The 11,749-nt window shown below is 66.1% G+C and carries 12 protein-coding genes and 1 pseudogene; 5 read left to right on the forward strand and 8 right to left on the reverse strand.

From position 1 onward, the window contains the following. Window positions 1-62: 62 nt before the first annotated feature. Entirely contained in the window at window positions 63-929 is an 867-nt protein-coding gene (locus J0J10_RS20625; protein WP_291635009.1) for an NAD(P)-dependent oxidoreductase, read from the reverse strand. A gap of 178 nt (window positions 930-1,107) precedes the next feature. Between J0J10_RS20625 and map the strand changes: the two genes are divergently transcribed. Next, window positions 1,108-1,860 carry a type I methionyl aminopeptidase gene (gene map, locus J0J10_RS20630; protein ID WP_291648770.1) on the forward strand — a complete coding sequence of 251 codons (753 nt, stop codon included), beginning with the start codon at window positions 1,108-1,110 and terminating at the stop codon, window positions 1,858-1,860. Window positions 1,861-1,872: 12 nt separating this feature from the next. Here the strand turns inward: map and J0J10_RS20635 are convergent, their stop codons facing one another. From J0J10_RS20635 to J0J10_RS20650, 4 genes are all read right to left on the reverse strand, one after another. Then, complete coding sequence (locus J0J10_RS20635; RefSeq protein WP_291648772.1) at window positions 1,873-2,589, reverse strand: ABC transporter permease; 717 nt, start codon at window positions 2,587-2,589, stop codon at window positions 1,873-1,875. Further along, the gene (locus tag J0J10_RS20640) at window positions 2,586-3,296 is read right to left on the reverse strand and encodes an ABC transporter permease (RefSeq protein ID WP_291635019.1); all 711 of its coding nucleotides are present in this window, start codon (window positions 3,294-3,296) and stop codon (window positions 2,586-2,588) included. Before J0J10_RS20640 ends, J0J10_RS20635 begins: the two co-directional genes overlap by 4 nt. 71 nt (window positions 3,297-3,367) lie before the next feature. Continuing rightward, the gene (locus J0J10_RS20645) at window positions 3,368-4,141 is read right to left on the reverse strand and encodes a transporter substrate-binding domain-containing protein (protein WP_291648774.1); all 774 of its coding nucleotides are present in this window, start codon (window positions 4,139-4,141) and stop codon (window positions 3,368-3,370) included. 421 nt (window positions 4,142-4,562) lie between these two features. After that, window positions 4,563-4,778 carry a hypothetical protein gene (locus J0J10_RS20650; RefSeq protein WP_291648776.1) on the reverse strand — a complete coding sequence of 72 codons (216 nt, stop codon included), beginning with the start codon at window positions 4,776-4,778 and terminating at the stop codon, window positions 4,563-4,565. A 157-nt stretch (window positions 4,779-4,935) separates the two neighbouring features. On the opposite strand from J0J10_RS20650, the gene J0J10_RS20655 reads away from it, so the two are divergent. Continuing rightward, complete coding sequence (locus J0J10_RS20655) at window positions 4,936-5,535, forward strand: TetR/AcrR family transcriptional regulator (protein WP_291648778.1); 600 nt, start codon at window positions 4,936-4,938, stop codon at window positions 5,533-5,535. Between the two features lie 14 nt (window positions 5,536-5,549). Here the strand turns inward: J0J10_RS20655 and J0J10_RS20660 are convergent, their stop codons facing one another. Together J0J10_RS20660 and speB are read right to left on the reverse strand one after the other, a co-directional pair. Then, the gene (locus J0J10_RS20660; protein ID WP_465247231.1) at window positions 5,550-6,782 is read right to left on the reverse strand and encodes an MFS transporter; all 1,233 of its coding nucleotides are present in this window, start codon (window positions 6,780-6,782) and stop codon (window positions 5,550-5,552) included. Window positions 6,783-7,028: 246 nt separating this feature from the next. Continuing rightward, on the reverse strand, window positions 7,029-8,081 hold the full coding sequence (gene speB / locus J0J10_RS20665) for an agmatinase (protein ID WP_291648780.1): 1,053 nt from the start codon (window positions 8,079-8,081) through the stop codon (window positions 7,029-7,031). A 331-nt stretch (window positions 8,082-8,412) separates the two neighbouring features. Here speB and J0J10_RS20670 point away from each other — a divergent pair, with 331 nt between their 5' ends. The 3 genes from J0J10_RS20670 to J0J10_RS20680 all read left to right on the forward strand — a co-directional run bounded on the left by J0J10_RS20670 (window position 8,413) and on the right by J0J10_RS20680 (window position 11,430). Next, complete coding sequence (locus J0J10_RS20670) at window positions 8,413-9,498, forward strand: TRAP transporter substrate-binding protein (protein WP_291635029.1); 1,086 nt, start codon at window positions 8,413-8,415, stop codon at window positions 9,496-9,498. Window positions 9,499-9,765: 267 nt separating this feature from the next. Next, window positions 9,766-10,860 (forward strand): TRAP transporter substrate-binding protein, encoded by a 1,095-nt coding sequence (locus J0J10_RS20675; protein ID WP_291635031.1) that lies wholly within the window; start codon window positions 9,766-9,768, stop codon window positions 10,858-10,860. 165 nt (window positions 10,861-11,025) lie between these two features. Beyond that, entirely contained in the window at window positions 11,026-11,430 is a 405-nt protein-coding gene (locus J0J10_RS20680) for a porin (protein ID WP_291635032.1), read from the forward strand. A 112-nt stretch (window positions 11,431-11,542) separates the two neighbouring features. Here the strand turns inward: J0J10_RS20680 and J0J10_RS20685 are convergent. Beyond that, window positions 11,543-11,749: pseudogene (locus tag J0J10_RS20685) on the reverse strand (C4-dicarboxylate ABC transporter); the annotation flags it as partial.

An 11,749-nucleotide genomic window follows, 5' to 3' on the forward strand; every position in this document is an offset into this window, starting at 1 on the left:
TTCCTGAGCTGCGTCGCTACGCGACTTGTCCGGAATGACGATGCGGGAAGGGCAGGGCGCCCTTACTTCTCCAGGCGCTTCAGCAGGCTGGAGGTGTCCCAGCGGCCGCCGCCGAGCTTCTGGACGTCGGCGTAGAACTGGTCGACCAGCGCTGTGACCGGCAGCGTCGCCTCGTTGCGGCGGGCTTCGTCGAGCACGATGCCGAGGTCCTTGCGCATCCAGTCGACCGCGAAGCCGAAATCGAACTTGCCGGCGTTCATGGTCTTGCCGCGGTTCTCCATCTGCCAGGAGCCGGCGGCGCCCTTCGAGATCACCTCGAGCATCGCTTCGACATCGAGCCCGGCGCGCTTGGCGAAATGGACGCCTTCCGACAGACCCTGGACGAGGCCGGCGATGCAGATCTGGTTGACCATCTTGGTGAGCTGGCCCGCACCGGCGGGGCCCATCAGCTTGCACATCCGGGCGAAGCTCGCGATCACCGGCTCGACGCGGGCATAGGTCGCCTGGTCGCCGCCGCACATCACGGTCAGCACGCCGTTCTCGGCGCCGGCCTGCCCGCCCGAGACCGGCGCGTCGATGAAGCCGAAGCCGGCGGCGCTCGCCGCGGCATCGAGTTCGCGCGCCACATTCGCCGAGGCGGTGGTGTGGTCGACGAAGACCGTGCCCTTGCCCATGGCGGCGAAGGCGCCGCCTTCACCGGTCGTCACAGAGCGCAGATCGTCGTCATTGCCGACGCAGCAGAAGACGATCTCCTGGCCTTTGGCGGCATCGGCCGGCGTCGGCGCCGAAGCACCGCCATGCTGCGCGACCCAGGCCTGCGCCTTGGCGGGGGAGCGGTTGTAGACGGTGACCTCATGGCCCTTGGCCTTGAGGTGGCCGGCCATGGGATAGCCCATCACGCCGAGACCGAGGAAAGCGACTTTGGCCATGGGACTGCTCCATTCCGGTTCGTAAGGTTCCGAAGCGCGTGTAGCGCGCGGGGGCGGAGGAGGGAAGGTGCATGGCGCTAAGCCGGCCTGTCCCTAAACGCACGTCTGCGCTCACGACATCCGGAGCTGCGCTCCCGATGCCTTGCCCGCCCGCCGGAAATCCGGCAGGGAACCGTGCATGACGATCAGCAATGATGACGAACTGCAGGCGCTGCGCGAGATCGGTCGCATCGTCGCCGAGACGCTTGCAGTGATGGGCAAGGCGCTCGAGCCTGGCATGACGACCGCCGAGCTCGACGCGATCGGCCGCGAGATGCTCGAACGGCATGGCGCGCGCTCGGCGCCCGAGACCGTCTACGGCTTCCCCGGCGCGACCTGCATCAGTATCAACGAGGAAGTGGCTCACGGCATCCCCGGGCAGCGCCGCATCGTCGCCGGCGACCTCGTCAACATCGACGTCTCCGCCGAGAAGGGCGGCTATTTCTCCGATACCGGCGCTTCCTTCACCGTGCCGCCCGTCGACCGCCGGATCGAGCGACTCTGCCGCGACGGCAAGCGGGCGCTCTGGGCCGGGCTCGGCCAGGTTGGTGCCGGCAAGCCGCTGGCCGGAATCGGTCAGGCCGTCGGCCGTTTCGCACAGAAGAACGGCTACAGCCTGGTCCGCAACCTCGCCAGCCACGGCATCGGTCGCTCGCTTCACGAGGAGCCGAAGGAGATCGCGACCTGGCCGGAGCGCTCCGAGCGCCGTGTCATGCAGAAAGGGCTGGTCTTCACGGTCGAGCCGTTCCTGTCGCTGGGCGCCGACTGGGCCGAGAATGAGGGCGACGACCGCTGGACCCTCTATTCAGAGCCGCGCGCCCCGACCGTGCAGTTCGAGCACACCGTCGTCGCGACCGCCAACGGCCCGCTGATCCTGACCTTGCCGGCGTGAGCGGAGCGCCGCTTACCGCATCGCCAGATGCTTGGTCAGCCTGAGTTCCAGCCGGTCCCAGACCCTGCGGATCAGTTCGGTCAAAGCGAGATAGATCAGGGCTGCGTAGAGGTAGATCGACAGGTCGAAGGAGCGCGCGAAGGCGAGCCGCGTCGCGCCCATCAGGTCGAACAGCGTCACCAGCGAGGCGATGGCGCTCGCCTTGATCATCACGATCAGCTCGTTGCCGAGCGGGCGTAGCGCCAGGATCATCGCCTGGGGCAGGATGACATGGCGGAGCGACGACCAGCGATGCAGGCCGAGCGCCAGCGCGCCCTCGAACTGGCCGCGCGGGATCGACTGGATCGCGCCGCGCAGGATCTCGGCCTGGTAGGCGGCGGTGTTGATCGTGAAGGTGAAGACGGCGCAGTAGAACGGCTCGCGGAAGAACCACCAGAGCCCGATATCCTGCCAGAACAGGCGGAACTGGCCGAAACCGTAATAGACCAGGAAGAGCTGGCAGAGCAGCGGCGTCCCGCGGAAGAAGGTGGTGTAGCCGTTGATCGCGACCTGCGCCCAGCGCGGGCCGTAGAGCCGGGCGACGGCGAGACCGACGGCCATCGCGAAGCCGACCGCGACCGAAATCACCACGAGCTGCAAGGTGACCCAGAGGCCGCCGAACATGCGGCAGCCATAGTTCTGGAAGACCTCGGAGCCGACGAAATAGCCGGGATATTCGCACCAGTTCATCGCGTCGTCCCGCCGAAGGCGGCATAGCCGCGATTGGTGCGCTTCTCCATCCTGCCGATGCCCCAGGCGGAGATCAGCGAGAAACCGAAATAGATCAGCATCGCCGCGCCGAAGAACAGGAAGGGTTCCTTGGTCACGACATTGGCGCGCGTCGTGATGAACATGATGTCGGGCAGCGTGATCACCGAGACCAGCGAGGTCTCCTTCAGCAGCACCATCCAGTTGTTGCCGAGGCCGGGCAGGGCGACGCGGATCAGCTGCGGGAAGACGACCAGGCGGAAGGCCTGCGGCTTGGACAGGCCGAGCGCGGCGGCGGCCTCGCGCTGGCCCTTCTGGATCGAGTTCAGCGCGCCGACCCAGACCTCGCTGGAGAAGGCGGCGAGCACCATGCCGAGCGCCACCATGCCGGCGACGAAGGGCGGGATCGAGAAGCCCGACCAGATTTTCTGCACCACGATCTGGATGCCGAAATAGATGATGTAGAGCGTCAGCAGCTCGGGCACGCCGCGGAACACCGTGGTGTAGACCGTGGCGAAGGCACGCAGGACGATACTCTCCGAGCGCTTGCAGAGCGCGACGATCAGGCCGAGCGCCAATCCGAAGGGCAGGGTGGCGAGGGCGATCGAGATGGTGATGGCGGCGCCCTGCAGCAGGGCCCATCCCCAGCCGCCGGGGCCGAAGCCGAGCAGGGCGAATTTGTCGAGCATGGGAGAGCCGGCGCGTGAGGGAGTGGTTCCCGCCGGCCTGGTGCGGCCGGCGGGCAGGCCTCAGCCAAGGGTCAGTTGAACTTGAACCACTTGTCTTCGATCTTCTTCTGCGAGCCGTCGGCGATAGTTTCGGCGATCGCCTTGTCGAACATCGCCTTGAGGGCGGTATCGGACTTGCGCACCGCACCGGCGACGCCTGCGCCGTGGATCGCGTCGTCGCGCTTCACTTCGGCGATGAGCTTGCAGCAATCCTTGCCCTGGCCCTTGAGGAAGTCGGCCAGCGCCAGCGCGTCGGCGACGATGTAGTCGAGGCGGCCGTTCAGCAGGTCGAGATTGGCCTCTTCCTGGGTCGGATAGAGCCGCGCGGTCGAGTCCTTGTAGAATTTCTCGAGGAAGTTCGCGTGGATCGTCGAGCCCTGCGCGCCGATCGCCTTGCCCTTGAGGGCGGCGGGGGAGATGTCGGTGGAAGTCGTCGCCTTCGGGCCGACCATCCAGATCGGGGTCTTGCTGTAGGGCGAGGTGAAGTCGACCTGCTTCCTGCGCTCGTCGGTGGCGTTCATGCCGGCGATGATGATGTCGTATTTGTTGGCCTGCAGCGCCGGGATGATTCCGTCCCAGTCCTGCACGATCCAGGTGCACTTCACCTTCATCTTCTCGCAGAGCAGGTTGCCGTAATCGATCTCGAAGCCCTCGAGCTCCTTCTTGGCGTTGAGGTTGTTGTAGGGCGGATAGGCGCCTTCCGTGCCGATCCTGACCTCTTTCCATTCCTTGGCCTGCGCCAGGGCACCGGTGGCGCCGATGGCGGTGAGCGCTGCGGCGGCGATGAAGCGAACGAAACCTTTCATGGTGCCTCCCCTTTGGGTTCGCCAGGCAGGGCGTTTCGAGCTCCCGTTCCGGCTTGTGCGCGCAGATTGTGCGATCACGGGCCTTGCCCGCAAGGGGCGCCTTGCAGCTTTTCTGAGCCTTCCGGCACAAGAAAAATGCACTGCAAGGCTTTGCTTTGGCTCGATTATTTGCGGATTTTCTCGCCTTTGGCGCTTGTCGGATCTTGCGACGAAAGCGCAATTCGTCCGCGGCTGGCCAGCGCGTTGCCGAAGCAAATCCGGCGCTGCGGCGCTTCGGCCTGTTCTTGGAGCGCCTCAGGGCGCAGGCGTTTCCTCCAGTGGAAGGAGAAAAAGGCTGGGAGCACCGGCAGCCGGGCCGGCGGCCGGTGCGCCCGATTCGATCGCTGCCGCGCCGTGCCTGCGGCCTCGAAGCGGTGGCGCTTCAGCCCTGGCGACGCGCGATCGGGATGACGAGATAGACCATTCCGAGAACCATTGGCGGGACGGCGAGGGCGGTGACCGACCAGGTCGACCAGCCGGATGTCAGCGGCGCAAGCGCCGACAGCAGCAGATTGATCAGAAGATAGGCGCCGAGCATCAGCGTTGCGAGAAATCGCAGGCGGGCGAGCAAGGCTGAGGCCAAGGATGGAAGGGACATATCAGGTCTCCATAACGAAACGTATCGTTTCGATTGGATTGATAGATACGGATCGTTTCGATATCAAGAGGCGGCGCTGGCCTGGTGAGCGAAGGCTGGCCGCCGGAGCCGGCGCAAGGAGGCACCACGCGTGGTTGGTGGAAGCAGTGGGACAAGAATGAACGCGACTGACCGCTCGGCGCCGCGCCGTGCCTCTATCGGCGCGCGCCGCAACCCGGCATCGCAGGCGGCGATTCTCGCGGCGGCGCGGGCGGTTCTCGCGGAGGAGGGCTATGCCGGCTTCTCGATCGACGCCGTGTCCCGGCGGGCCGGAGCCGGAAAGCCGACGATCTATCGCTGGTGGAAGAACAAGGCCGAACTGCTGATCGAGGTCTACGCCGCCGAGAAGGCGATGGTGAAGGCCGCGGCGACCGGTGGCCTGGCGGATGATCTTGCCCTCTATACTGCCGCGCTCTGGGATTTCTGGCGTGACACGCCGTCCGGCCGGACGTTTCGTGCTCTGGTCGCGGAAGCCCAGAACGATGCCGCGGCGCTTGCCGCCTTGCGCGACAAATTCCTGCCGGAGCGTCTGTGCGATGTCCGCGCCCTGTTCGCAGCGGCGGTGGCGCGTGGTGAGATCGGCCTGGATGAAGTCGAGATGCGGCTTGGGCTCTATGTCGGCTTCAACTGGTATTATGTGCTGACGGACCAGCTCGACGCGGGCCGCGCGGCAATTCCGGCGGCGATGCGCCTAGTCGCTGCGCCGCTGCCGGGCTGAGCCGGGGGCGCTCGCTATTCGGCCGGAGCGGGCAGGGGCGCGCTGCCGCTTGCCCGCATGTCCCACAAGGCCACCATGAAGATGGCAAAGCCGCCGAGCGCCAGGCCCGTGCCGACCCAGCCTGTCGAGGTCCAGCCATAGCCGGCCGCTATCGCCATGCCGCCGAGCCAGGGGCCGAGCGCGTTGGCGGTGTTGAAGGCGCTGTGGTTCAGAGCGGCGGCGAGCGTCTGCGCCTCTCCGGCGACGTCCATCAGCCGGGTCTGCAGGGCGGCGCCGAGGCCGCCGCCGCAGCCGATCATGAAGACCACCACCGATACGGTCCAGATGTTCCCCGCCGCCAGCGGAAACAGCGCCAGCGAGGCCGCGCTCCACAACAGGATCGCGCCGATCGCGGGCATCAGCGCCCGGTCCGCCGCCCAGGCGGCGACGAGCGTGCCGGCCGTCAGGCCGAGCCCGAAGATCGCGAGGACCGCCGGCACCGTCGCTGCCGAGACGCCGGTCACCTCCATCAAGGTCGAGGCGACATAGGTGTAGACCGCGAACATCCCCCCGAAGCCGACGGCGCCGATCGCCAGCGTCAGCCAGACCTGTCGGCTCCGCAGCGCCTCGAGTTCGCGCAAGGGGCTCGCGCCGGTCTGTGGTACGTCCTTCGGCGCGAAGGCGGCGACCATGACGGCGGTCGCGAGAGCTAGCACGGCGACGATGCCGAAGCCCCAGCGCCAGCCCAGTGTCTGGCCCAGGAAATTCGCGAATGGCACGCCGAGGATGGTCGCGATGGTCAGGCCGAGCATGACCCGCGCGACTGATTGCGCCCGTTGGTTCGCCGGTACCAGCGAGGCTGCGACCAGCGCGGCGACACCGAAATAGGCGCCATGCGGCAGACCGCTGAGAAAGCGGAACAGCAACATCCAGCCATAGGAGGGGGCGAGCGCACTGAGACCGTTGGCGATGGCGAAGGCCGCCATCAGGGCGATCAGCAGCGTCCGCCGCGCCACCCGGGCCGCGAGCACGGCGATCACCGGCGCACCGGCGACGACGCCGAGCGCATAGGCGCTGATCACATGTCCGGCGGTCGGCTCGTCGATGCCGAGCCCGGCCGAGAAATAGGGCAGCAGGCTCATCACCGCGAATTCGGCGGTGCCGATGGCAAAGCCGCCCAGAGCGAGGGCGAACAGGATCAGGCCGGTGCGTCGTGCCGGTTCGGCGAGCGGACGCATGGCGGCGTCGCCCGTGCTGGCGGGGGGCATGTATCTCGTCCGAAAATGGGGTGTCGTTGGTGCGGCACGTCATGCGTGCTGCATCGCAGCATACTGCCGCCGCGTTGCCTTCAGTGCAAGTCATTTGCATGGCGCGAGCCCCGAGACGGGTTCGCCATGCCTCCTTGGCATGGCGAGCTCCGTTGCCGACCAACCTGGCAGGATCGCTGGACTAACCGCCACGAACCGCAGCGGGCCGGGCGATGCCGGTTGCGCGCTGGCAGATGGGCCGCTCTGTCAGAGCCGGCCCTTACCGGCCGCGCGTGCCTCGGCGATCAGGCAGAGCTCGGTGAACAGCACCTGCGCCGCGCATTGGGCGGTGTTGCTCGTCGCGTCGTATTGCGGCGCGACCTCGACCACGTCGGCGGCGACGATATTGCGCCCCTTCAGTCCGCGCAGGATGGCGAGCGCCTCACGCGGCGTCAGGCCGCCGACCTCGGGCGTGCCGGTGCCGGGGGCGAAGGCGGGGTCGAGCGAATCGACGTCGAAGGAGACATAGGTCGGCCCGTCGCCGATCACCGCGAGCGCCTGGGCGATCACGGCGTCGAGCCCCATCCGGTCGACCTCGTCGGCATGGATCACGGTCATGCCGGACTCGTAGGAGAACTCCCAGAGATATTCGGCGCCGCCGCGGATGCCGATCTGGATCACCCGCTCCGGATCGAGCACGCCGTCGAGCACCGCCTGACGGAACGGCCCGCCATGGTGGAATTTCGAGCCCTCATAGGGTCCTGACGTGTCGCAATGGGCATCGATATGCACCATGCCGACCGGGCGCTTCTCGCCGACGGCCTTCAGGATCGGATAGGTGATCGAATGGTCGCCGCCGACCGCGAGCGTCGAGACGCCGGTCTTCACGATCGTCTTGAAGGTGGCCTCGATATCCTCGTGGCAGCTTTCGAGCGAATAGCGCGAGCGGAACGGCACGTCGCCGATATCGGCGACTTTCAGCATGCCGAGCGGCGCCGTGCCGAGGCTATGATCCATCGGCCCGATCCGCTCGACCGCCCTGACGGCGCGCGGCCCGAGCCGGGTGCCCGCCCGGTTGGTCACGCCGAGATCCATCGGCAGGCCGATGATCGCGACGTCGAGGCCGCCGAGATCGGGCTGCGACAGCGCATCGGGCCGGTAAGGTGCGTTGACGAAGGTCGCGACGTCGGAGAAGGGCCATTTGCGCCGATCGCCCTTGAACTGGCCGGCGGCGACCTCCGCGAAGCGGGGATCATGGATATCGGCGCCACTGGCCCCAGCATAGCGGGCCCTCAGTTTCGCCAGCCGATCCTGATTCATGATGCGCTCTCTTCGCTGCGGGCGGATTCGCCAAAGGACGAGGTTGACTGCGTTCCGGGATTGGATCATGCGCTTGTGATGCAGCCGTGCCATGCCAGGGACGCATTTGTGAGCATCCCCGGCCTGGCTTCCGGTCCTGCAACGATCGGGGAGCGCTGCCCACAAACCGTGCAGGTTTAGATTTGAAGCCGATGATGGCGATCGCGGATCAACCGGGCGCCAGGCTCATGTCGCCACTGCATCACATCCTGATCGCCAGTCCAATGTCTCAAGCAGCGGTGCCGACTCACGGCGGCGCGGTGATAATGGTCCTACCGAGGAGATGCCCATAATGAAGCGTCGTCAGTTCATCCAGGCCGCCACCGCCGGTGCTGCCGCGTCCGCCATCGCCATGCCGGCGATCGCCCAGTCCAATCCTGAAGTGAAATGGCGCCTGACGTCGAGCTTCCCGAAGTCGCTCGACACCATCTATGGCGGTGGCGAGACGCTGGCGAAGATGGTTTCGGAGCTGACCGATGGTAAGTTCCAGATCCAGGTCTTCGCCGCCGGCGAAATCGTCCCCGGCCTGCAGGCGCTGGACGCCGTCTCGAACAACACTGTCGAGATGTGCCACACCGTCGCCTACTACTATGTCGGCAAGGATCCGACCTTCGCGATCCCGTCCTCGGTGCCGTTCGGCCTCAACACCCGCATGCAGAACGCCTGGCTTTCGCATGGCGGCGGCGGCGAGCTCTTCAACGAGTTCTTCAAGAAGTACAATGTCCACGCCATTCAGTGCGGCGCGACCGGGGCCCAGATGGGTGGCTGGTTCCGCAAGGAGATCAAGACCGCGGCCGATCTTCAGGGCCTGAAGATGCGCATCGCCGGCATTGCCGGCCAGGTCATGGCCAAGCTCGGCGTGGTGCCGCAGCAGCTCGCCGGCGGCGACATCTATCCGGCGCTCGAGAAGGGCACGATCGACGGCGCCGAATGGGTCGGTCCCTATGACGACGAGAAGCTCGGCTTCGCCAAGGTGGCTCCGTACTACTACTATCCGGGGTTCTGGGAGGGCGGCCCGGCGGTCCACGCCTTCATCAACACCGAGAAGTGGGCTTCGCTGCCGAAGAACTACCAGGCGGCGCTGAACGCGGCCTGCGCCTATGCCACCAACTCGATGATCTCGAAATACGACGTCCAGAATCCGGCCGCGCTGAAGCGCCTGGTCGGTGCCGGCGCGCAGCTGCGTCCGTTCTCCCAGGAGATCCTCGAGGCCTGCCTGAAGGCGTCAAACGAGCTCTATGCCGAGATTTCGGCCAAGAACCCCGAGTTCAAGAAGGCCATCGACGCGATGCAGGCGTTCCGCAACGACCAGTATCTCTGGTGGCAGGTGGCCGAGCTGACCTTCGACATCTTCCAGGTCCGTTCGCGCGCCCGCTGAGCGCTCGGGCGGGCGGCTGCTCGCTCGCTGCGCCCGTTGAAATTGCGAAAGCCCGGCCTTTGGCCGGGCTTTTTCATGCGCGGTTCCCGGAAGCGCACCATCCGCGCCGATGCTGGCGGCGCGATCGGACTAAAGTCGTACGCCATGCGAATTTTGCATGGTCGATATGCTTTTTTCTTGCGCTTTCGTTCCAGCGCCGCTTTTCTGGGGCGGCGCGCGAACCGGAAACACCGGCGCGCCTCCAGCGCTCTGGGAGGAGCCAGCCACATGAAGCGTCGTCTATTCCTGAAGGCCGCCGGTGCCGGCGCCGCAGCCAGCGCCATTGCCGCACCGGCGATCGCGCAGTCCATGCCCGAGGTGAAATGGCGGATCACCTCGTCCTTTCCGAAGTCGCTCGATACGATCTTCGGGGCGTCGGAGGTCCTCTCGAAGGCTGTCTCGGAAGCGACCGACGGAAAGTTCCAGATCCAGGTCTTCGCCGCCGGCGAGATCGTTCCGGCGCTGCAGGCGGCCGATGCCGTCACCAACAGCACCGTCGAGATGTGCCATACGGCGTCCTATTACTATGTCGGCAAGGATCCGACCTTCGCCTTCGGCACCGCGGTGCCCTTCGGCCTGAATTCGCGCCAGCAGAACGCCTGGTTCTACCATGGCGGCGGCATGGATTTGCTCAACGAGTTCTACAAGAAGCACAACATCTACGCGCTTCCTGGCGGTAATACCGGCTGCCAGATGGGCGGCTGGTTCCGCAAGGAGATCAAGACGGTCGCCGACCTGCAAGGCCTGAAGATGCGCATCGGCGGCTTCGCCGGGCAGGTCGTCTCCAAGCTCGGCGTCGTGCCGCAGCAGATCGGCGGCGGCGACATCTACCCGGCGCTGGAGAAGGGCACGATCGACGCCGCCGAATGGGTCGGCCCGGCCGATGACGAGAAGCTCGGCTTCAACAAGGTCGCGCCCTATTACTACTATCCCGGCTGGTGGGAAGGCGGCGCAGCCCTGCACTTCTTCATCAACACGGCAAAATGGGAAGCCTTGCCCAAGACCTACAAATCGATCCTGGCGACCGCTGCCGGCCTCGCCAATGTCGACATGCAGGCGAAATACGATGCCCGCAATCCGGCTGCGCTGAAGCGGCTGGTCGGCGGCGGCGCGCAGCTGCGGCCTTTCTCGCAGGAGATCCTCGAGGCCTGCCTCAAGGCCTCCAAGGAGGTCTATGCCGAGGCGAGCGCCAAGAACCCCGACTTCAAGAAGCTCTATGAGGCAATGTCGGCCTTCCGCGGGGATCAGTATCTCTGGTTCCAGATCGCCGAATACACCTATGACAATTTCCTGATCAGGGCGCGCGCCGCCAATCATCTCTGAAGCCAAAGCCGGTTCGGCCGCCGCGGGCCGAAAGGCGGTCATACGACCAGCGACGAGCCCCGGCCGCAAGGCTGGGGTTTTCGCTGGTTTCAGCGGCTGGCTTGCCCTAGCAGGGCCTTGTTTTCAGCGTTACACTCCCGCAATCGCCCTGGTGTCCGGACGCAGATGAAACTCCTGTTCACAACGGTCTTCGCCCTCTGCGCCTTGCCGGGCTTCGTCGCAGCCCAGTCGATCGGCGAGCCCATCCCCGGACGAGGACCAGCGAAGAGCAAGCCGGCTGCGGCGCGCCCTGCGCCGGCGGCCACGGCGCGCCCCTGTCCTGAATACGGGCCGGGCTTCGTCCGCCTCGAGGGCTCCTCGGCCTGCGTCAGGGTGGGCGGTGGCGTTCGTGTCGAGTTCGGCAAGAGTTCGCAGAATGGCAGCTCGCGCGGGAGCTTCGGTTCGAACGCCGAGGCGATGCTCTATGGCGAGGCGCGCAGCCCGTCTCCGGTTGGTGAGATGCGCGCGGTGATCAGCGGTCGCGTCCGGCGCGACAACAATCTCAATGAAGGCAACTGGCAGCGCTGGTAGGCGACAGCCCTTCTCTGCGCCGTTTCCGGCCTGAGGCAGTGTGTCCCGAATGCAAGAAAGCCCCGGATCACCATGATCCGGGGCTTTCTTGATCGCGGTCGCTGCCGCAGCGCTATTGCAGGTTGAGCGTCGGCGGCGCGTTGAGGTCCAGCCCCGGCAGTCCGCCCGGTCCGCCACCGCCCAGTCCTGGTATCTGGATTGAGTCGAACTGTTTGTTGATCTGCTGCTGGTCGAGCTGCACTGCGGAAGATTTGTAGTGCATGACCATTTGCGGGAAGAAGACGACGAGCGCGACCATGATGCACTGGATGACGACGAA

The organism is Allobosea sp. (genome assembly GCF_017308075.1).
Taxonomy (GTDB): domain Bacteria; phylum Pseudomonadota; class Alphaproteobacteria; order Rhizobiales; family Beijerinckiaceae; genus Allobosea.

Bases quoted from the DNA above. Each gene is read 5' to 3' on its own strand.
- J0J10_RS20625 (WP_291635009.1), bottom strand. From the start codon at position 929: ATGGCCAAAGTCGCTTTCCTCGGTCTCGGCGTGATGGGCTATCCCATG.
- map (WP_291648770.1), top strand. From the start codon at position 1,108: ATGACGATCAGCAATGATGACGAACTGCAGGCGCTGCGCGAGATCGGT.
- J0J10_RS20635 (WP_291648772.1), bottom strand. From the start codon at position 2,589: ATGAACTGGTGCGAATATCCCGGCTATTTCGTCGGCTCCGAGGTCTTC.
- J0J10_RS20640 (WP_291635019.1), bottom strand. From the start codon at position 3,296: ATGCTCGACAAATTCGCCCTGCTCGGCTTCGGCCCCGGCGGCTGGGGA.
- J0J10_RS20645 (WP_291648774.1), bottom strand. From the start codon at position 4,141: ATGAAAGGTTTCGTTCGCTTCATCGCCGCCGCAGCGCTCACCGCCATC.
- J0J10_RS20650 (WP_291648776.1), bottom strand. From the start codon at position 4,778: ATGTCCCTTCCATCCTTGGCCTCAGCCTTGCTCGCCCGCCTGCGATTT.
- J0J10_RS20655 (WP_291648778.1), top strand. From the start codon at position 4,936: ATGAACGCGACTGACCGCTCGGCGCCGCGCCGTGCCTCTATCGGCGCG.
- J0J10_RS20660 (WP_465247231.1), bottom strand. From the start codon at position 6,782: ATGCCCCCCGCCAGCACGGGCGACGCCGCCATGCGTCCGCTCGCCGAA.
- speB (WP_291648780.1), bottom strand. From the start codon at position 8,081: ATGAATCAGGATCGGCTGGCGAAACTGAGGGCCCGCTATGCTGGGGCC.
- J0J10_RS20670 (WP_291635029.1), top strand. From the start codon at position 8,413: ATGAAGCGTCGTCAGTTCATCCAGGCCGCCACCGCCGGTGCTGCCGCG.
- J0J10_RS20675 (WP_291635031.1), top strand. From the start codon at position 9,766: ATGAAGCGTCGTCTATTCCTGAAGGCCGCCGGTGCCGGCGCCGCAGCC.
- J0J10_RS20680 (WP_291635032.1), top strand. From the start codon at position 11,026: ATGAAACTCCTGTTCACAACGGTCTTCGCCCTCTGCGCCTTGCCGGGC.